The organism is Balnearium lithotrophicum (assembly GCF_900182585.1).
Lineage (GTDB): Bacteria > Aquificota > Aquificia > Desulfurobacteriales > Desulfurobacteriaceae > Balnearium > Balnearium lithotrophicum.
Genome location: NZ_FXTM01000020.1, coordinates 1 through 18,775 on the forward strand (window position 1 = coordinate 1; position 18,775 = coordinate 18,775).

Below are 18,775 nucleotides of genomic sequence, written 5' to 3' on the forward strand. Positions count from 1 at the left end.
TTTGAATTTCTTTAATTGTTTCATTGGTGGACACCTCCTTTTGTTGGAGTTCAAATCTTATTTTAGGGTGTCCACCTTCTTTCTGAACTTCAACAGTTATAAGTATAAAGTAATACTTCAGAGATTTGAGAACAACCACTTATTAAAAGTTTATGAAGGCTCCTTGGACAATAAAAGATTTATGAATAAGAAATTAAAAGATGGTGATTTAGTTTTTATAAAACAGATTGTGGATATTCCTGAAAATGCCGTTTCTGTTGAAGGTTATACAACCTATCCGGGCCTTTACGAATACAAACCAGGGGAGAAGTTATCAGAGATTTTGAAACCCGATATGTTCTTTCCCGATTCCAACATGAGATTTGCTCTTATAGAGAGAAGATATCCTTTAGGTTCATTACCTAAGTACTTAACCTTTTCTCCCGAAGATGTATTAAAAGGTAAGAAGGATTTAGAGCTTAAACCTAAAGATAGAATTATTCTATACAAATTTAAGGAAAAAGAAATTATAGACTTTAATAAAGTTAAGGATGCTTTCCTTGTAAAAGGAGAAATAAAGTATCCAGGAATTTACGCCTATAAAAGAGGAATGAAACTTTCAGACATTCTTAATCGAGATATGCTCACTTTAAATACAAACCTTTACTATGCGGAAGTAGAAAGGAGAGATTTAAAAACACTTGAAGTAACAGGAATTGAGAGGTTTGCTCCTATTGATATTTTAAATGGGAAAAAGGACCTAACAATTAATAGGTTAGACATAATTAAATTCTATCCTAAGTATATATATCCACCAATAAGGGTTTCTGGACTTATTAAGAAATCTTATTACCTTCCTTACCATAAAGGTTTAAAACTTTCTGAAGCTCTATCGTCTGCAAAATTCACTGAAGATATAAGAAAATTGAAAGTAGTAATATTCAGACAAATTAAAGAAGGACAACCTGAAGAACAAGGAAAATTATTAGATACTTTAGGAAGAACAAGAAGCAAAGAGATAGAAGTTTCAAGAATTGAAGATAATAACACAATAGGTCTTGAAAGCAATCTTTTTGAACCAGTAAAAGAAATGAATAGTATAGCCTACACTCAAGGAACAAGGGCCAACGAATTCTTAAGCGAAAACAAAATGCTTAGAGAAGAACCTTCTGATAATGAAGAAGAAAGTACAAAAGAAAATATTAAAAATAGTAAATCTAAAACTCAAATTTATGCTGCATCTGTTTTCCTCTATGATTTACTAGTTAAAAAGAATTCGAAAGTTGATATTCTGCTAAAACCCGGTGACAAGCTTGTTATTCAGAAAGTAAAACCGGATGAAATGGTTGAAAAAGTTACAGTTTCAGGTTATGTAAGGAAACCCGGAGTTTACAAAATAAATGAGAAAACTACACTTTATGATGTTCTAAAGGCTGCCGGTGGATTTAGAGAAAATGCCTATCCTCAGGGAATAGTTGTTCTTAGAGAATCCGTAAAAAAATGCAAAAGGAAAGGCTTTTAAAGGCTATTTCCATTATGAAGCAGGAGCTTGAAAAGGAAGAAGCTGGAGTTATGCAATCGGAGTTAAATGCTCAAGAGCTGCATGCAAGACAGTCCGCCTTTGAGGCAAAGAGAAGGCTCTTAAGTGAAATGGAAAAAGCTCAGGTTACAGGAAGAATTTCTGGCATCGTTGTCCCTTACAACCTTGAGAAACTTATGAATTCCTCGTACAACATTCTTTTAGAGGATGGAGACAAAATTTATATTCCCAAAAAACCATCGAGCATTCTCATTTTTGGAGAAGTTTACAATCCATCTGCTCTTGTTTATCAAAAGGATATGACTGTTAGAGATTACATTGCAATGAGTGGTGGTTTTACGAAGGATGCTGATAAGAAGAATGTTTTTGTTATAAGAGCAGATGGCTCAGTAGTAAGTTCTGAAAATCTTGGTGGGAGAACATTTGATTGGAACAGCAGTGAAAATAGAATTGAGTTGGGTTCAAATAGTGTACTTGATTATAAATTAAATCCTGGTGATGCCATAATTGTCCCCACAAAAATTCACGTTCCTGTTATGTGGAGACCTTTAATTAAAGATGTGATGCAAATTATTTATCAAGGAGCAATCACCGTCTATACAATAACGAAACTCTAAGAGGGAGTTTATGAAGAAAGAATTAATTCTTATCTTCATTTTATTGTTAATTTCTAAGATTTCCATGGCACTTGAAATGCCTAGTGCCACTGTTCCAATATTTCAGTATCAAAGGGAATATCAAATTCTTGAAAGAGCAAAGGAGATAGGATTAATAAAAAATTCAGATTTGTCATTTAAGCCATTGACAAGAGAACAGTTTGCAAGGGCAATAATAGAAATATACAACAATAGAGCAATTTCTCCTTCTTTAGCTAAGAAGTTTTTTGATGAACTTTATCCAGTTTTTAAGAGTTCTGTAAATTCTGTTCTAAAAGAGGAAAATGAAAACTACATTAAGCCTGTTAATAATATATATTTTTCTACATTCTCCCTTTCAGGAATCAATAATTACAAACTTCCTTATTCTGAAGGTTACTCTTTAAAGAATGGACTAAACAGTAGGCTTGACATTTCTTCAGAACTTAAGTTATCACGTTTTCTTATTTATTTAGAACCGGAGTACAGATTAGAAGATATCTTAAGACTCAACAGAGGATATATAACTTGGAAGTTAGACGGTCTTAATTTCCTATTTGGTAAGGATAACATTTGGTGGGGTAACGCTGAAAATGGGGATTTACTATTCACAAATAACGTACGCCCTTGGTTAATGTTTAAGGTAGAGAACGATTCCTATAAAAAACTTCCTTGGATTTTTAAATACTTAGGAGAATGGAAATTTTCCAACATAATTGCTCAATTAGAGAAAGAAAGGGTTAGATCATATGCCCATATTTGGGGGATGAGACTTGCGTGGAAGCCTTTTAGGAACTTGGAGATAGCAGGAACAAGAGCAATTCAGTTTGGAGGAAAAGGAAGACCCAATTACCACTCTTTACATGATTTTTGGGAACTATTTACTGCCAATAATGAAAATGTTAGAGATACAAATCCTGAGGCACACAAGTACGATAATAATCAGCTTGCTTCTATTGATATTACTTACTATTTGAATTGGCTCAATAAGTTTAATTTCCAACCGTTTAAAGGTGGAAAATTCTACTTTGTTTATGGTGGAGATGATGCATTGAAACCTGTTGGTCCAGGAGGATTACCTCTACCAACTGGAGCTGCCCACATTTTAGGTCTTTCTCTAACAACAGGATTAACCGATTTGAAGTTTGAATACACTGAAACGACGGATGGGAATAACGGAGCAATGTGGTACAGTCATCACATGTATCCCAACGGCTACACTTATCACGGGTTTATCATCGGAAACAATATTGGAGGAGATTCAGAAAGTTATTTTTTTAAGGTTTCAAAGGACTTTAAGTTTGCAAATGTATCTTTTTCTTACAACTACGTAGAACATGGGGTTGATAGAAAGTCTATTCAAGAAAAAGAACATATATATTCTTTAAAAGCTAATAAGCTCTTGAATTTAAAGAATTTTAGTTTCCTTAAAGTATTTTCCACACGTCTTTATACCTCATTTATCTATGACAATATTGAGCACTATGACTATACTTCAAATAATAAAAATGTTTACTTATTCTCTATTGGATTAAACTTGCAATTTTAAAAATCATCGTTTCCCTTGCTAAACTTTCCTTCTTTGAAAAGTTCCAAAGCCTCGTCTAAGAATTTAATACTTTGAGATAGCAGATAAACTTTTATTTCAAAATTTTCTAATTTACTAAGAGCTCCACTTCCTATATCCTTTACAAGAACAGCCTCAATTCCCTTTTCACTGAACAACTTTGCAATGTAATTTCCCCTTCCTCTCTGGAGCTCCAATGTAGGATTCTCTAAGATTTCTAAATTTCCAGTTTCTGTATCGAAAATTGCAAAGAGATTTGACTTACCAAAGTGAGGATTAATTAGCTTTCTTCCATTAACCTCTTTTTCAAGAATGGGAATAGTTATCCTCATTAGTCCTCCATTAAAATTTCATTTAATTCTTTAACTCGGATTTACTTTGTTTTATAAATATTGTCTCTTTTTGACTTAAATCAAGGGAATGGAATTTCAGCGTCTTTAAGATTAATAGAGAAAACTTTTTAGGAGGTAAGGATGTTTGGATTCTTTAAAAAGGGCAACGGTGGAAAGAAGGAAGAACAACAAAACTTCTGTGTTGAGTCTGACCTTTCTACAGGAGTTGGTTTAAAAATGCCCTCCATCCATCAAAGTGTTAACTTCATGTATCAGAAGGTAAAGGAGGCAGGCCTATCAAACGTTGCTGACAGATTTGAGGCAATGGAAAAGGTTCGCTGTAAATTCTGTAAGGAAGGGGTTTCCTGTCAACTCTGTTCAATGGGACCCTGCCGTATAACGCCACAGACACCAAGGGGCGTTTGTGGAATCGATGCCCATGGAATTGTAATGAGGAACCTCCTCATTAAGGCCAATATGGGACTTGCAGCTTACACCTACCACTGCAGAGAAGCAGCCCTTACACTTCTTGAGACTGCAAGGGGAAATACTGTTTACGAGATAAAGGACCCTTCAAAGATAGATGCTCTTGCTCAAATTTTAGGTGTTGATACTTCACTTCCGTTAGATTCAAAGGCAGAGAAGGTAGCCCAAAGGGTACTCGAAACACTATCAGAGAATAAAACTTCAACGTTCGTTGAAGCTCTCGCACCTGAAACGAGGAAAGAGGTATTTAAGAAGCTTGGAATTACTCCAAAGGGACCGATGAATGAGCTCGTTGATTCCGTTACTCGTTCGATGACAAACATAGACGGTGACTACATAACCTTAGCCCTCGCTGCACTGAGAAACGGTGTTGCTTCAGCCTTTGGTAGCTTAGTTCCTCTGGAGATGATTCAAGACGCTCTCTATGGAACTCCATCTCCCCATGAGTGTACTGTTGACTTTGGAGTTCTTGACCCGGACTACGTAAACATACTTCCAAACGGTCACGAACCCTTTGTTGGAATGGCTCTTGTTAAACTCGCTAAGGATGAAAAGTTTCAAAAAATGGCAAGGGAAGCTGGAGCAAAAGGGTTAAAGATTGTTGGTTCCATTGAAACTGGTCAGGAGATGATGGCTCGCCTTGAATGTGATGACGTCTTTGCAGGACTTACTTCCAACTGGATTTCTATTGAGTACTTCCTCTCAACCGGTGCTGTTGATGCCTTTGTTATGGATATGAACTGCTCACTTGCAAACCTAAAAGAATATGCAGATAAGTACAACTTTAAGCTAATTGCCGTTTCAAACATAATAGGCGTTCCAGGTTCAATAAGACTTGAGTATGAACCTGGCAATGAGTCAAAGGTTGCAGAGGAAATTATTAAATTGGCCATTGAGAACTTTAAAGAGAGGAGGAACAAGCAAAAGGCCGATGTTTCCAAGTTTAAACAGAAAGCCCTTGTAGGATTTTCGGCTGAAGCGATTGTTAATGCCCTTGGAGGAAGTTTAGACCCTCTACTTGAAGTTATCAAAAGCGGTGACATTAAGGGAATAGCAGCCCTTGTTAACTGTACATCCCTTGGAAACGGACCTCAGGACAGTGTGACCGTTCAGATTGCTAAGGAACTTATTAAGAGGGATATTCTGGTCATAGGGGCAGGTTGCGGAAATGCCGGTATGCAACAGGAAGGATTGGAAACCCTTGAGGCAGCAGAAAAGTTTGCTGGCCCTAAACTTGCAGGGGTCTGTAAGGCATTGGGAATTCCTCCTGTCCTCTCATTTGGAACCTGTACGGACACGGGAAGAATTATTATGACTGCTGTTGCCATAGCCAATGCCTTAGGAGTTGACCCTTCACAGCTTCCTGCAGTTGTTACTGCTCCTGAGTACATGGAACAAAAGGCCGTAATTGATGGATTCTCAGCCGTTGCAATGGGATTCTACACACACGTTTCCCCCGTTCCTCCGGTTACAGGGTCAGACAAAGTTGTTAAACTACTAACAGAGGAAGTTGAAGGCCTTACAGGTGGAAAGATAGCCGTAGGAGACGACCCTGTTGAAGCAGCTAAGGCAATGGAAGAGCACATCATGAAGAAGAGAGAACTTTTAGGTATATAGAGTTTTGCCCTCCCTTTGGGAGGGTTCAATTTCTTATATAGGAGAGCTCTATTGGGAGCCATTGAAAGGGAAAAAGAGACTATAAGAAAGATGGTTGAAATCTACTGTTGGAAGAAGCACAAAAGGAAAAGAGGGGAGCTCTGTCCTGAATGTGAAAAACTCCTACTCTATGCATTCAAGAGGTTAGAGTTATGTCCTTTTGGAGAAGATAAACCTACTTGCAAAAAGTGCCCCGTTCACTGCTACCTGCCTGAATATAGAGAAAAAATAAAACAAGTTATGAGATTTAGCGGTCCAAGACTTTTAATTTACAGTCCCTTAGACTGGATTGTCCACGAATTTAAGGAAAAAGTATTTATGAAGCTAAATCCCTCAAACCGTTAAGATTTTTAATTAAAATCCTTCCTCCTTCCTTTTCAATTAAACCTAACTTTTTAAGTTTTGAAAGCATTCTCGAAACTGTTTCCTTAGTGAGCCCCAACTCCATCGCAGCTATGCCTGTACTGAAGTTTATCTCCTCCCCTTCATTTTCATACTTCCTTAATATGTAGGAGGAAACCTTTGAAAGAGCTGTTTTAAGGGAAAGACTTTCTATAACGTTAGTTAAGTGGATTAGTCTTTGAGCCATTACGGATAAGAGTTTCATTCCAATTTCAGGGTCGTTTCTTATTATTTCTAAAAACTCCTTCCTTGGTATGAGTAATATTTCAGAATCTTCAATCGTCTCTGCCCAAGCAGGAAAGTTCGTTCCTGTAAAGCTTGCAGCCTCTCCAAAAAGATTTGGTTTATCAAAAATCCTTATTATCTGTTCCTTTCCCTTTGAAGTTTTAAATACCTTCACAGCTCCACTTTTAAGAATGAAGAAAAACTCGGCTCTATCGTAAGGGGAAAAGAGGGTCTTTCCTTTGTCATACTTTTTTATAGTTGAAATCTTCTTTATGCTCTCTATCTGATGTTCAGTTAACTCCTTAAAAAGAGGAATTTTTTTTAGAAACTCCACAAATTCCTCCTCATGGTTATTTGAGGAATACTTTAACTATTTCTAAATCCTCTTTAGTTGTTACTTTTATGTTCTTATAGTCTCCTGGAATAGAAACAACTGTAAATCCGTACTTTTCAAGGAGTGCAGAATCATCGGTTGCAAGGAAATTCTCCTTTAGAGCTCTCTCATGACACTCCAAAAGAACCTCAAATTTAAAGATTTGAGGAGTTTGAACTAAAATCAATCTATCCCTATCAAGTGTTCTTCTTATTAAAAAATCCCCCGGTTCAAGTGGCGTTCCTATCTCCTTCACTGTCTCCTTAGGCCTTACTCCTAAAATAACGCCGTCAGCTTCATAATCGGAGAGTGCTACAACCAACTCCTCAACTTTTGAATATTCAACAACCGGCCTTACTCCATCGTGAATTAAAACTTCCTTAGGTTTATACTCTCTTGCCTCCAACAATCCTTTATAGACCGAGTACTGCCTCTCCGTTCCTCCCGGAACAATTGAGAGGATTTTTTTATACTTTTTCTTTAACTCTCCACCTAACTCTAACTCATCCTCGGGGAGGACGAGAATTATTCCGTCTATGAGGGAATTCTTTGAAAATATCTCAATCGGATATTCAACTATTAATTTGTCGTACACCTTAAAGAACTGTTTCTTTCCCCCAAATCTCTTACCAAGACCCGCTGCCGGAATAACTGCTATTCTCACTTAACTACCTCTTTAAACCTACCAAAGATTATTTTCCCCGAGGAGGTCTGAAGAATATTGTTCACCAAAATTTTAACTTTATGCCCTATTAAGTGTTTTGCATTGTCAACAACGACCATAGTTCCATCGTCCAAGTAACCCACACCTTGGTTCTTTTCCTTTCCTTCCTTTACAAGTAGAACAACCAACTCCTCTCCTACAGCTACAACCGGCTTCAGAGCATTTGCAAGGTCGTTTATGTTGAGGATTTCAACTCCCTTTATAGAAGCTACCCTGTTTAAATTGTAGTCGGTCGTTACAAGTTTTGCACTGAGCCTTTTTGAGAGCTCCACAAGCTTTGCGTCAACGTCCTTTATCCAGGGGAAATCCCTTTCATAAATTTCAACTGGGGGCTTTTCCAGAGCTCTCATTTTTGAAACAATATCAAGGCCCTTCTTTCCTTTAGTTCTAACCATTGGGTCAGTTGAATCTGCCAGAGTTTGGAGCTCCTCCAAAACAAACCTTGGAATTACGATTTTTCCCTCAATAAATCCAAGTTTTGTTATTTCGTAAATTCTCCCATCTATTAGTGCGCTCGTGTCTACCACCTTTACACTGCAGTAGAGGGAGCTCTCCTCCTTCAGGATTTCGGTTATAGGTCTATTCCTTCCAACTTCAACTGCAAGAAATCCGAATAGGTAAGGAAGCGTTAGAAATAGAATATCCTGAAGGTAGGTAAAGGATGAAAATATGGGAAAGAGAGAAAGGGCTATTCCCTTTGCCAGGTAGAGTCCCAAAAAGAAACCTACAGAAAAGAGGATGACCGTCTTTACTTTAATTTTCTTCTTCAGAATGAACTGATAAAAGAGAAAGGAAGCGGCCGAGATAAAAATCCCCAGTATGAGTGACTGTGTAAGTGTGAATCCGTAATTTTTAAAAATGATGATAGTAACAAGAAGAAGTAGGAGAAGGAATCCTCCAAAAAGACTCTTTATCACGCCTTCTTAACCTCTCTCAGAATTTTCCTCATCCTCTGTTTTATCTTTTTAACAGGTTCCCCTAAAGAGAGGGCAATTTCTTCGGCAAGCTTTGAAAATGCCTCATCAAACATCCTCTTTTCTGAATAGGAGAGCTCCTTCTCCTTAGACCTGTAAGAAAGGTTCCTTACAACAGTTGCTAACTCCATAACATTTCCCGTTTTTAACCTATCAACGTTAAGTCTATGTCTGACGGTCCACTTATCACTTATATTTGTAGGGACTTCTGATAGAAACTTAAAAAGCTCCTCAATCTCCTCCTCAGAGAGAACGGGCCTTATTCCTGAGGATTCAACTGTTTCCTTTGGAATTAGTATTGACATATTTTTTCCAATTAGGGATATCCTGTAGAAGACCACACTCTTCCCCCCTACTTCCCTCTCCTCTACTCCCTCAACAACTCCTACACCGTGGGGTGGGTATGCAACCTTATCTCCTACTTTTATCAATTTAACGCTCCTAATGTGGTTTCCTTATCGGCACCTCCCCCTTTTTGGGTTCACCATAGGGTATTGGAATGTACTGAACGGATGCCTGTCCGCTTGGTTGGTAGTAGAGCTCCATTAAATCGTAAACTTCATCGGGAACGTCTGTTGTCACATTGAGACCTAAGGATTTAAGAACATCAACAGTTAATGGATAGTCGTGAGTCCAGTACCCAGAGGTTAGTATATCCGCTATTTCTCTAGCCTTCTTTTCGTCGTGTTTTTTTAACCTTAAGATTCTCTCTATCGTCTGCTTCATTTGAATTAGGGATTTCTCTGCAATATCTGCAAGTATTAAGGTTTCATCCTTAACGCTCCCCCTGTCGTGTTGGAGCTTTTCCTTCACTGCTTTTACAATTGAGGGGGCTGGAAATTGACCCAACTGCGGGTCAAGGGGTCCCATAACGGCGTTTGAGTCCATGACAATTTCATCCGCTGCCAATGCTATTAATGTACCACCGGACATTGCATAGTGGGGAATAATTACTCTAACTGGGGCTTTGTGCTTAGCAAGGGCTGAGGCTATCTGAGTCGCTGCCAGTGCCAGTCCACCGGGGGTGTGGATTATCAGGTCAATTGGCATATCTTCTGGAGTTATTCTTATTGCCCTCAGTATTCTCTCAGAATCCTCAATCGTTATAAACCTGAAGAGGGGAAAACCCATGAAGGCAAGTCTTTCCTGTCTGTGAATCATCGTTATTACTCTTGATTTCCTCTTTTTCTCAATTTCCCTAATTAGACGGAGTCTTGCCCATTCTAAGTTTTTCTGCTGAAAGAGAGGCCAGAGGGAGAAGAGAATAATTAATAACCAGAATAGGTCAAAGAATGAGAATCCAGGCTGTTGGTGCATGATTTCTCCTTATTTATCTTTAAAAACAATTTTACCATTATAAATCGTTATTTTCACTCTCCCCCTTAGTCTTTTATTCAGAAACGGTGTATTGCAGCTTTTGGATTTTATCTCCTCCTTGGTTAGAACAAACTCCTCTTCAGGGTCAAAAACAGTTACGTTTGCCCTTGAGCCGGGCTTTAAGCTTCCTATGTCCCTCTTCCCTATAATTCTTGAGGGATTCGTTGACAGTTTCTCTATCATCTGACTCAAAGTTAGATATCCCTCTCTAACGAGGTTTAGGGATAAAGGAAGGGCAGTTTGAAGTCCTATTATTCCAAAGGGAGCTCTGCAGAACTCAACCAACTTCTCATCCTCAGAGTGAGGAGCGTGGTCTGTGGCAATTGAATCAGCAACTCCCTTTTTAAGGGCAATTCTGCAGGCTTCGACGTGGTCCTTGGTTCTTAAAGGAGGACACATCTTTGCATTTGTATTGAATCCCTCCACTGCATCCTCAGTTAGCGTAAAGTGGTGGGGAGTTATTTCACAGGTTACTCTAACTCCATCCCCCTTAGCTTCCTCAATTATTTTCAGAGCTCCCTTACTTGAAACGTGGCAAACATGAATGTGGGCTCCCGTTAACTTTGCAATTAGAATATCCCTCATCGTTCCTATGTCCTCAGCCTCTGGAGGCATTCCGGGAATTCCTAACCTTGTAGAGAGTGGCCCCTCGTTCATGTGGCCGCCGGCTGATAGGGTCTTATCCTCTGAGTGGGTAAAAACGGGAATTCCCAAACTCCTTGCATAGTCCATGGCATTTCTCAAAACCCTACTGTCCCTCGGTGACTCTCCATCGTCAGAAATTGCAACGATACCTGCTTTCACCATCAGTCCAATTTCCGCTAACTCCTCCCCTTTGAGACCCTTTGTAATAGCACCTATTGGAAAGACGTCACATAAACCTACTTCCTTTCCCCTATCCACAATGTACTTTGTCACCGATGGATTGTCGTTAACAGGGTCTGTATTTGCCATACAGCAAACAGATGTAAAACCTCCTGCAACGGCAGCTTGGGAACCTGTTTCAATGTCCTCCTTCCACTCCTGTCCCGGCTCCCTGAGGTGAGTATGGAGATCTATAAATCCTGGAGAAACGATAAGTCCTGAAACATCAATGACCTTTGTTGCTTCTACCCTATCTATCTTTTTTTCAACTTTTACTACTCTATTTCCTTCAATTAGAACATCATACGTTCCATCCAAGTTTTGAGATGGGTCTACGACTCTTCCACCCTTAAGAAGAACTCTCATTTCCTCTCCTGTTTGTGGCACTTTGTACAGTTTTTAGGATCTTTGGCATCAAAGGCCTTAACTCCGTTATGACAGACACCACAGAATTTACCGTTCCAGATATCCTGCATTGTAAACTTATCGCCTCCAAACTTTCTCTTAAAAATCTTTGGATGGCAGTATGAGCAGTGTTGCTTCTTTACCTTTACGTGGTAAACGTGACTGAAAACAACGGGGCCGTTTTTGGTTTTAAATACCAAATCCCTATTTAAAACACCTCCTTTAAAACAACCAAAGAGGAGCAAACCAGTTAGTAAGCTTAAAGCCAAGTATCTCTTCATTGAACTTCCTCCAAAAGTTTCTCTTTTCTTCCACATAGAATTGAAAGAACGGCCATTCTAACTGCCAAACCTGTTTCCACCTGATTGAATATGAGGGAATTTTTATAGTTAACAACATCGTTTGTTAATTCAACTCCCCTGTTAAAGGGACCTGGATGGAGAATTAGCGTATCTAACTTAAGTCTTTCAAGTTTTTTCCCGTTGAGTCCAAAGAGCTCCGAATACTCCCTAACCGAAGGGAACGTCCTTTTTGCATTCTGTCTCTCAAGTTGAATTCTCAGGAGAATTACAACGTCAGAAACCTCCACTAACTCATCGAAGGAGGACAGAACCTTAACTCCTAAAGCTTCAGGATACCTCGGAATCATCGTTGAAGGGCCGTAAATGAAAACTTCGGCTCCCAATTTCCTAAATAGGATAGAATCTGAGCGGGCAACCCTACTGTTTGTTATATCTCCAACTATCGTAATTCTCTTTCCCTCCAAACTTCCCAATCTCTCCTTTAAAGTTACGGCATCCAAAAGTGCCTGGGTGGGATGCTGGTTTCTTCCGTCTCCAGCGTTGACAATAGAGGCATTGATAAAGTTTTTAACCGTTTCTGGAGCTCCCTCACACGGGTGCCTCAAGACGATAACATCGGGATGCATCATGTCCAAATTCTTAACGGTGTCTATTAAACTCTCTCCCTTCTTAACGGAGCTTGCAGAGGTGCTTATGTTTATAACGTCGGCAGATAGAAACTTACCTGCCTTTTCAAAGGACGACCTCGTCCTTGTTGATGGTTCAAAGAAGAGGTTGACAATACACTTTCCTCTAAGGACTGAAAACTTCTTTCTACCGCTCTTTAGAGCTCCCTTAACAATCTGAGAGATTGAGTAGATTTCCTCAAAGAGCTCCTTTGTTACTTGGTCTGCAGAGATTAGGTGTTTCATCAAACCCTCTCTTTCTCACTTTCGGTAATTACCAATTTAAGGGCCTCTCTGACTTCAACTGCCAATCTGTGAGCCTCAAGTCCCTCACACTCTGCCAAATTCCTTGCAGCTTTATTCACCCTCTTAAAGCCTTCAGGACTTACGTAGAGAACGGAGGAGCGTTTTACGAAGTCGTAAACGCCAAGGGGAGAGAAGAACCTTGCACTTCCTCCGGTTGGAAGAACGTGGTTAGGTCCTAAAACGTAGTCTCCCAAGCTTTCACAGGTGTAATGTCCCAAAAAGATTGCTCCGGCGTGTTTAATTCTGTCAAGGAGTGAGAAGGGCTCTTTGGTTGCTACCTCTAAGTGCTCAGGAGCTACTTCATTTGCAACGTCACACGAGTGGTAAATATCCCTCGTTAAGAAGACAGTTCCAAAGTTCTCTATGGATTTCTCAGCTATTTCTCTTCTTTTGAGCTTTTTGAGTTTTTCAGAAACTGCCCTTATAACTTCTTCTGCAACTTCTTCAGAGTGTGTAACTAAAAATGAACCTGCAAGTTCGTCGTGCTCGGCCTGGGATAGGAGGTCCGTTGCAACCCAATCTGGATTGGCAGTCTCGTCAGCTATTACAAGTATTTCACTTGGACCTGCGACCATATCTATGTCAACAGTTCCAAAGAGAAACTTCTTTGCAAGGGCAACGTAAATGTTTCCAGGCCCTACAATTTTATCAACTTTAGGAATTGACTTCGTTCCAAAGGCTATTGCAGCTACACCGTGGGCTCCTCCAACTCTGTATATCTCATCAACTCCGGAGAGTTTAGCTGCAACCAAGGAGTAGGGATTAACGTCCAAGGAGCCTATCGCAGGAGTAATCATTACGACCTTTTCAACTCCAGCAACTTTTGCAGGAACGGCATTCATGATTACAGATGAGGGGTAGGATGCCTTTCCTCCCGGAACGTAGATTCCTGCACTCTCTAAAGGAGTAACCTTCTGCCCTAAGAGAATTCCCGGTTCGGTTACAAAGTAGGAGTTTTCCTTTTGGTGCTCGTGAAACTTTTTAACCCTTTCAACGGCAAATTCAATTGCGTCTACAACGTTCTTTGGAACTTTCTCAAATGCCTCCTCTATCTCCTCTTCAGAAACCTTCACGTTCTCACTGTTTAAATCAACTCTGTCAAACTTCTTTGCATAGCTAAATACGGCACTATCTCCAAACTTTCTAACGTTTTCAATTATTTCCAAAACGGACTGAGCATACTTTGATTCCAGTCCCTGACCTCTCGTTTTTATTCTAAGGAGCTCCGGGTCTTCCTTCCAGTTTTCCTTTCTCAAGTTAACCAGTTTCATTCTCTCTCTCCTTAAGGGTTTGAACTGTTTTATTCCAAGAGATTATACTTAATGGAGTTTCATTAGTGTATTGGAGGTGGAATGGACAACTTAAAACTTATCTCTTTAGGAGCTCTCCTACTTTCGCTTCTTGGAGGAGCGTTTGAAAGTTCATCTCTCCTTGCAGCAGCATTTGTGACTACCTCTGGATTGCTTGTATACAGGTGTTTTGAATTTGGATATCCTCCAATATTTGACGGATTTGATACTCTTCTTCTGTTCGTAATAACCTTTTTAGGAGTAGCTCACATTTTAAAAGTTGATAAGAGATTTACAGGGTTTCTTTCTGCAATCTTTTTGTTTCCACTCCTTTTTATGCCGACAAGAGTCAGTGAAATTCCTCCCGTTATCAGGACTCCTCTATTTTTCCTTCACGTTGGAAGTGCTATCCTGTCCTACGCTCTCTTTATAAGCGCTGGAATAGTTTCTATATGGTCTCAGGTTACTAAAAAGGAGATTGAAAGTTTGAACCCCGTTAGATGGGGAGTTGCCCTATTCACACTGTCCCTTTTCTTTGGAACTCTCTGGGCGTTCCTTTCCTGGGGGGAGCTCTTTATGGTAGAACCTAAGTCTCTGTTCTCTCTGTTTTTCTGGTTCTTCAGCCTGTTCGTTCTCCATTCCGCCTTTGATGACAAATTAAAAAATTACTTAAACTGGTTAATTTTCCTAAATGCCCTTATAGTGGTATTCCTGTTTTTAGGTGTCAACTTTATCTTTGGAGGAACACATGCCTTTTAACCTAAAATCTGTAAAACTATTTGGAATTTTGAACTTTCTTTTTTTCCTTTTTACTTTTGCTGTTCTACTCCAGGTAAAAATTCCGATTGGACTGACTCAAATCAGCAGTATCCACGATAAAGTTTTAGAGGTTTTAATAGTTTCGTTGGGTTCTGTTTTACTCCTGTTAGCTGTTCAAACCCTTTACTGCAGAGGAACTGGAAAACTAAAAGTACTACTACATATAACAACAGGATTATCTCTACTAACGTTAATTTTCACTCCTATTTTTTGGAAGAGTAAGACTTTCTATTTATATCCCCAAAGTTATGTTGAAGTCGAAGGGAAAAAGATAGGATTGATTAAACTTTTAGTAAACAAAGATAAAATAAACAGCGAATTTTTTATAGAAGAAAAAGGAAAAAGAATTCTTGGAAGAGTTTCCTTTAACAAACCTTTATTTTCCTCTTCTGGTATGCTTTGGATAAAAGGACTGTCCTTTTACAAAGGACTACCGATGGTTAAAGTTCAGTATTCTAACTTTTCTTTAGTTCCCTTTCTTTTTTTACTTCTATACGGACTTACAACTTGTATTATTATTCTTGTCATTTTAATTTGAAGCTTAATAACTTTAACGAGGACTTAAATCTTCTAAGTTCTTCCTTACTCCCATAAACGATCAGAACATCTCCTTTTCTAAGTAACATTTGTCGAGATGGATTGATTATCACTTTACCTTCTCTAACAAGAGCAACAATTATTAACTCGGAAAAATTTTTTAATCCAAGTTCTATAATAGCTTTTCCTTCCAAATTTTTATTAATTTCAATTTCATCAATGTCATGCTTTTTTTCTATGAAAGACTTTGAAAACAAATCTAAGAATATATCAACTGAATAGGGCTTAATTAATTTGTAAAGATAAAATTTTGCACTGATGTAATCTAAAGATATAGGATAGTCAATACCTACAAACTTGCATTTTTGTATAAACTCAGGATTTAAACATCTTGCAATAATTTTTATTTTTGGATTAAGATATCTACATGCAATAGAAATATATAAGTTTTTAGAATCATCATCTGAGATAGCTACTAATCCTCTGGCCTTTTCCACATTAGCATTCTTAAGAATTACATCTTTTATAATCTTGGTTTCTGATATGAAATAATTAAAGTCGTAATTAGGATAATTGCTAATAATTTTTTCAAAAAGGTCTTTATTTTCTAAAATAAGTACGAACTCCAAATTTGAATTTATCAAGTCCTCTATAAGATAAAGTAAATAAACATCATTTCCGTAAACTATTATGTGATTTTTCATTTTTTTTATCTTTTCTCTCATTTTTTCTTCCTTCCATATTTCTCGATTTATAGGGTCAAATAAAAAAGCTGTAAGTTTTGAAAAAATATAGCCAAAAGTACCAATTCCAACCACTGAAATTGCAATTGTAAAGAGTCTTGCTTCTGGTGTACTTAAAGGAATAACCTCTTCATAACCTATAGTAGAAATTGTTATGAAAGTCATATACAAATAGTCTATGATACTATGATTCCAGTTATCTAATTTTCCATATCCTATTGTACCTGACAAAAGAACCAAAATTAGCACGAGAATAGAGTTAATTTCTTGTTTTAAAAATTTCTTGGTAAGCTTTACTGTCGCCATTTTTCAATTGTGTTCCTTGGCTTTAATTTTTATTATACGCCAACTTTAAAATATAAAATATTATTATTGGAATTGACTAGTAGGAGGAAAAAATGTATTCAGTACAGGAGGAGAAGGAGCTCCAAAAATTAACCGACGAGCTCTTAAAGTTTATTGAGGGGAAAGACAGAAGTTACTGGAAGAGGTTGAACAAAAAGGAGGCTGAGGAGTTAGCTGAAAAGCTAAGGAGGGTTATAAGGTATCACGACTATAAATACTACGTTCAGGCAAATCCTGTAATTTCAGACTACCAGTACGATAAACTCTTCCATGCTCTTGAAGACTTAGAAAATGCTCACCCTGAAATAGTTACTCCGGATTCACCTACACAGAGGATTTCACCTGCATTTACAGGGGAGTTTGAGAAGGTTAAACACTATGCGGAGATGACCTCACTTGAGAACACGTACTCTCCAAACGACTTGAAGGACTGGGACAGGAGGGTAAGAGAGCTTTTAGGAAAGGAGACTGTTGAATACATAGTTGAGCCAAAGTTTGACGGGGCAAGTGTAGAGCTTGTCTACGAAAAAGACCTTCTTGTAAGGGGAGCTACAAGGGGAGATGGAGTTTACGGTGAGGATATAACAATGAACGTTAAAACGATAAAATCGATTCCCCTGAGAGCTCCCTTCTCAAAGTACGGCATCAACCTCATTTCAATTCGCGGCGAAGTAATAATGCCAAAGAGCGTTTTTAAAAGGTTGAACGAGGAGAGGGAAAAGCAAGGATTGCCACTTTTTGCTAATCCGAGGAACGCAGCTGCAGGAACTTTAAGGTTGAAAAACCCTGCAGAGGTGGCAAAGAGGGGGCTCGACTGTTACGTCTATCAGATACTCTACTCTGAACCTAAAAAACTCTGCAGTGATATAAAAACTCAAAAAGAGGCTTTGGAGCTCCTCTCAAACTGTGGATTTAAAACACCACACATTCAAAAGGTTTGTAAGAACATTGATGAGGTGATTGAAACGGTTTTAAAGGCGCAGGAGGAAAGGGAGTCCTGGGACTTTGAAGCAGATGGAATGGTTATTAAGGTAAACGACATTTGTGCGTGGGAGAAGTTGGGCGAAACTATGCACCATCCAAGGTGGGCAGTTGCATACAAGTTTCCTGCAAAGCAGGCAGTTACAAAGTTGGTTGACGTTGTGTGGCAGGTTGGAAGGACGGGAGCTCTAACACCGGTTGCTATTCTTGAACCTGTGGAGGTTGGAGGGGTTATTGTTTCAAGGGCAACTCTCTTCAATCCTGACTTTATAAGGATGAAGGACATTAGAATTGGGGACTACGTAATCGTTGAAAGGGCTGGGGAAACTATTCCCTACATAGTTGGTCCCGTTGTTGAGAGGAGAACGGGAGAGGAGAAAGAAATTGAGGTTCCAAAGAACTGCCCGGTATGTGGAGCTCCCATCGTTAAGGAGTTAGATGAGGCAGTTCCAAGGTGCCCCAATATCAACTGTCCCGCTCAGCTCAAGGAACACTTAATCTACTGGGGAAAAGTCCTTGATATTAAAGGACTCGGTGAAGCAACTGTAAATCAGCTTATGAGGAAGGGACTTGTTAAATCAATCGCAGACCTGTACTACCTCAAAAAGGAAGACCTCCTGAGGCTTCCCGGCTGGGGACTGAGAAAGACTCAGAACCTATTGGAGCAGATAGAGAAGTCAAAGGGAGCTCCCTTCTGGAAGAAACTCACAGCCTTAGGGATAAGGCACGTTGGAGAGAAAACTGCACAGCTTTTGGCCAAAAGGTTTAGAAACCTTGAGGAGCTTAAAGGTGTCAGCTTTACCGAACTTGCATCAATTCCCGGAATAGGACCTGTTACTGCCACGAGCATAAAGAACTTCTTTAAGGCAGAGCAGAACCTCGAAATGATTAAAAAATTGGAGAAGGCTGGGTTTAAGTTTGAGAGGACAGAAGAGGAGGAGAGGGAACAGGAGCTCCCCAAACCCCTTGCAGGCCAGAATGTTGTATTCACAGGTGAACTTGGCAACTTTACAAGGAGAGAGGCTCAGCACATTGTAGAGCTCTTGGGAGGGAATCCAACAAACTCTGTAACGAGGAGAACGAGCTTTGTCGTCGTTGGTAAAAATCCCGGTTCAAAGTACCAGAGGGCGCAAAAACTTGGAATTAAGATGATACATGAAGAAGAGTTCATCAACATGCTAAAGGAGTTTTCAAAGGTAAATCCTGAGGTTAGGAAAATTCTGGAGGAGAAAGGTCTCCTTTGAGGAGG

19 protein-coding genes are annotated in these 18,775 nt (G+C 39.0%); 8 read left to right on the top strand and 11 right to left on the bottom strand.

Annotation, left to right across the window (positions count from 1 at the left end):
- Positions 1–181: 181 nt before the first annotated feature.
- The 3 genes from FN732_RS07490 to FN732_RS07500 are packed head-to-tail and all read left to right on the top strand — an operon-like array spanning position 182 to position 3,703.
- Complete coding sequence (locus FN732_RS07490) at positions 182–1,501, top strand: SLBB domain-containing protein (protein ID WP_221928614.1); 1,320 nt, start codon at positions 182–184, stop codon at positions 1,499–1,501.
- Entirely contained in the window at positions 1,480–2,136 is a 657-nt protein-coding gene (locus FN732_RS07495) for a polysaccharide biosynthesis/export family protein (RefSeq protein WP_142935949.1), read from the top strand. Before FN732_RS07490 ends, FN732_RS07495 begins: the two co-directional genes overlap by 22 nt.
- Positions 2,137–2,146: 10 nt before the next feature.
- The gene (locus FN732_RS07500; RefSeq protein WP_142935950.1) at positions 2,147–3,703 is read left to right on the top strand and encodes a capsule assembly Wzi family protein; all 1,557 of its coding nucleotides are present in this window, start codon (positions 2,147–2,149) and stop codon (positions 3,701–3,703) included.
- Here FN732_RS07500 and FN732_RS07505 read toward each other — a convergent pair.
- Complete coding sequence (locus tag FN732_RS07505; RefSeq protein ID WP_142935951.1) at positions 3,700–4,053, bottom strand: NifB/NifX family molybdenum-iron cluster-binding protein; 354 nt, start codon at positions 4,051–4,053, stop codon at positions 3,700–3,702. The genes FN732_RS07500 and FN732_RS07505 overlap by 4 nt on opposite strands.
- A 141-nt stretch (positions 4,054–4,194) precedes the next feature.
- Here FN732_RS07505 and cooS point away from each other — a divergent pair, with 141 nt between their 5' ends.
- Entirely contained in the window at positions 4,195–6,156 is a 1,962-nt protein-coding gene (cooS, locus tag FN732_RS07510) for an anaerobic carbon-monoxide dehydrogenase catalytic subunit (RefSeq protein WP_142935952.1), read from the top strand.
- Between the two features lie 51 nt (positions 6,157–6,207).
- Positions 6,208–6,540, top strand: coding sequence for a nitrous oxide-stimulated promoter family protein (locus tag FN732_RS07515; protein ID WP_142935953.1), 333 nt, complete (start codon positions 6,208–6,210; stop codon positions 6,538–6,540).
- Here the strand turns inward: FN732_RS07515 and FN732_RS07520 are convergent.
- The 9 genes from FN732_RS07520 to hisD are packed head-to-tail and all read right to left on the bottom strand — an operon-like array spanning position 6,512 to position 14,083.
- Positions 6,512–7,156: a Crp/Fnr family transcriptional regulator gene (locus FN732_RS07520; RefSeq protein ID WP_142935954.1), complete on the bottom strand. Its 645-nt coding sequence runs from the start codon at positions 7,154–7,156 to the stop codon at positions 6,512–6,514. The genes FN732_RS07515 and FN732_RS07520 overlap by 29 nt on opposite strands.
- A gap of 16 nt (positions 7,157–7,172) precedes the next feature.
- On the bottom strand, positions 7,173–7,859 hold the full coding sequence (ispD, locus tag FN732_RS07525; protein ID WP_142935955.1) for a 2-C-methyl-D-erythritol 4-phosphate cytidylyltransferase: 687 nt from the start codon (positions 7,857–7,859) through the stop codon (positions 7,173–7,175).
- Positions 7,856–8,836 carry a PIN/TRAM domain-containing protein gene (locus FN732_RS07530; protein WP_246051353.1) on the bottom strand — a complete coding sequence of 327 codons (981 nt, stop codon included), beginning with the start codon at positions 8,834–8,836 and terminating at the stop codon, positions 7,856–7,858. The genes ispD and FN732_RS07530 overlap by 4 nt, the downstream gene beginning before the upstream one ends.
- Complete coding sequence (locus FN732_RS07535) at positions 8,833–9,324, bottom strand: CarD family transcriptional regulator (protein WP_142935956.1); 492 nt, start codon at positions 9,322–9,324, stop codon at positions 8,833–8,835. Before FN732_RS07535 ends, FN732_RS07530 begins: the two co-directional genes overlap by 4 nt.
- A 10-nt stretch (positions 9,325–9,334) precedes the next feature.
- A complete protein-coding gene (locus tag FN732_RS07540) occupies positions 9,335–10,210 on the bottom strand; it encodes an SDH family Clp fold serine proteinase (protein ID WP_142935957.1) in 876 nt (291 codons plus the stop codon).
- Between the two features lie 9 nt (positions 10,211–10,219).
- Positions 10,220–11,500, bottom strand: coding sequence for a dihydroorotase (locus FN732_RS07545; RefSeq protein WP_142935958.1), 1,281 nt, complete (start codon positions 11,498–11,500; stop codon positions 10,220–10,222).
- Complete coding sequence (locus FN732_RS07550; RefSeq protein WP_142935959.1) at positions 11,497–11,820, bottom strand: c(7)-type cytochrome triheme domain-containing protein; 324 nt, start codon at positions 11,818–11,820, stop codon at positions 11,497–11,499. Before FN732_RS07550 ends, FN732_RS07545 begins: the two co-directional genes overlap by 4 nt.
- On the bottom strand, positions 11,817–12,752 hold the full coding sequence (locus FN732_RS07555) for an aspartate carbamoyltransferase catalytic subunit (RefSeq protein ID WP_142935960.1): 936 nt from the start codon (positions 12,750–12,752) through the stop codon (positions 11,817–11,819). The genes FN732_RS07550 and FN732_RS07555 overlap by 4 nt, the downstream gene beginning before the upstream one ends.
- Complete coding sequence (hisD, locus tag FN732_RS07560; protein WP_142935961.1) at positions 12,752–14,083, bottom strand: histidinol dehydrogenase; 1,332 nt, start codon at positions 14,081–14,083, stop codon at positions 12,752–12,754. Before hisD ends, FN732_RS07555 begins: the two co-directional genes overlap by 1 nt.
- An 81-nt stretch (positions 14,084–14,164) precedes the next feature.
- On the opposite strand from hisD, the gene ccsA reads away from it, so the two are divergent.
- Both ccsA and FN732_RS07570 read left to right on the top strand, forming a co-directional pair.
- Entirely contained in the window at positions 14,165–14,860 is a 696-nt protein-coding gene (ccsA, locus tag FN732_RS07565) for a cytochrome c biogenesis protein CcsA (RefSeq protein WP_142935962.1), read from the top strand.
- 145 nt (positions 14,861–15,005) lie between these two features.
- Positions 15,006–15,458, top strand: a complete 453-nt coding sequence (locus FN732_RS07570; RefSeq protein WP_142935963.1) for a hypothetical protein — start codon at positions 15,006–15,008, stop codon at positions 15,456–15,458.
- On the opposite strand, the gene FN732_RS07575 is transcribed toward FN732_RS07570, so the two are convergent.
- Positions 15,445–16,506, bottom strand: coding sequence for a potassium channel family protein (locus tag FN732_RS07575; RefSeq protein ID WP_142935964.1), 1,062 nt, complete (start codon positions 16,504–16,506; stop codon positions 15,445–15,447). The two genes, FN732_RS07570 and FN732_RS07575, sit on opposite strands and share 14 nt — an antisense overlap.
- 92 nt (positions 16,507–16,598) lie before the next feature.
- Between FN732_RS07575 and ligA the strand changes: the two genes are divergently transcribed.
- Complete coding sequence (ligA, locus tag FN732_RS07580) at positions 16,599–18,770, top strand: NAD-dependent DNA ligase LigA (RefSeq protein ID WP_142935965.1); 2,172 nt, start codon at positions 16,599–16,601, stop codon at positions 18,768–18,770.
- The last annotated feature ends 5 nt before the right edge of the window (positions 18,771–18,775 follow it).

What these genes read in the sequence shown, in the direction of transcription:
- FN732_RS07490 (WP_221928614.1), top strand. Translation starts at nt 182, where the DNA reads ATGAATAAGAAATTAAAAGATGGTGATTTAGTTTTTATAAAACAGATT.
- FN732_RS07495 (WP_142935949.1), top strand. Translation starts at nt 1,480, where the DNA reads ATGCAAAAGGAAAGGCTTTTAAAGGCTATTTCCATTATGAAGCAGGAG.
- FN732_RS07500 (WP_142935950.1), top strand. Translation starts at nt 2,147, where the DNA reads ATGAAGAAAGAATTAATTCTTATCTTCATTTTATTGTTAATTTCTAAG.
- FN732_RS07505 (WP_142935951.1), bottom strand. Translation starts at nt 4,053, where the DNA reads ATGAGGATAACTATTCCCATTCTTGAAAAAGAGGTTAATGGAAGAAAG.
- cooS (WP_142935952.1), top strand. Translation starts at nt 4,195, where the DNA reads ATGTTTGGATTCTTTAAAAAGGGCAACGGTGGAAAGAAGGAAGAACAA.
- FN732_RS07540 (WP_142935957.1), bottom strand. Translation starts at nt 10,210, where the DNA reads ATGCACCAACAGCCTGGATTCTCATTCTTTGACCTATTCTGGTTATTA.
- FN732_RS07545 (WP_142935958.1), bottom strand. Translation starts at nt 11,500, where the DNA reads ATGAGAGTTCTTCTTAAGGGTGGAAGAGTCGTAGACCCATCTCAAAAC.
- FN732_RS07550 (WP_142935959.1), bottom strand. Translation starts at nt 11,820, where the DNA reads ATGAAGAGATACTTGGCTTTAAGCTTACTAACTGGTTTGCTCCTCTTT.
- FN732_RS07555 (WP_142935960.1), bottom strand. Translation starts at nt 12,752, where the DNA reads ATGAAACACCTAATCTCTGCAGACCAAGTAACAAAGGAGCTCTTTGAG.
- hisD (WP_142935961.1), bottom strand. Translation starts at nt 14,083, where the DNA reads ATGAAACTGGTTAACTTGAGAAAGGAAAACTGGAAGGAAGACCCGGAG.
- ccsA (WP_142935962.1), top strand. Translation starts at nt 14,165, where the DNA reads ATGGACAACTTAAAACTTATCTCTTTAGGAGCTCTCCTACTTTCGCTT.
- FN732_RS07575 (WP_142935964.1), bottom strand. Translation starts at nt 16,506, where the DNA reads ATGGCGACAGTAAAGCTTACCAAGAAATTTTTAAAACAAGAAATTAAC.
- ligA (WP_142935965.1), top strand. Translation starts at nt 16,599, where the DNA reads ATGTATTCAGTACAGGAGGAGAAGGAGCTCCAAAAATTAACCGACGAG.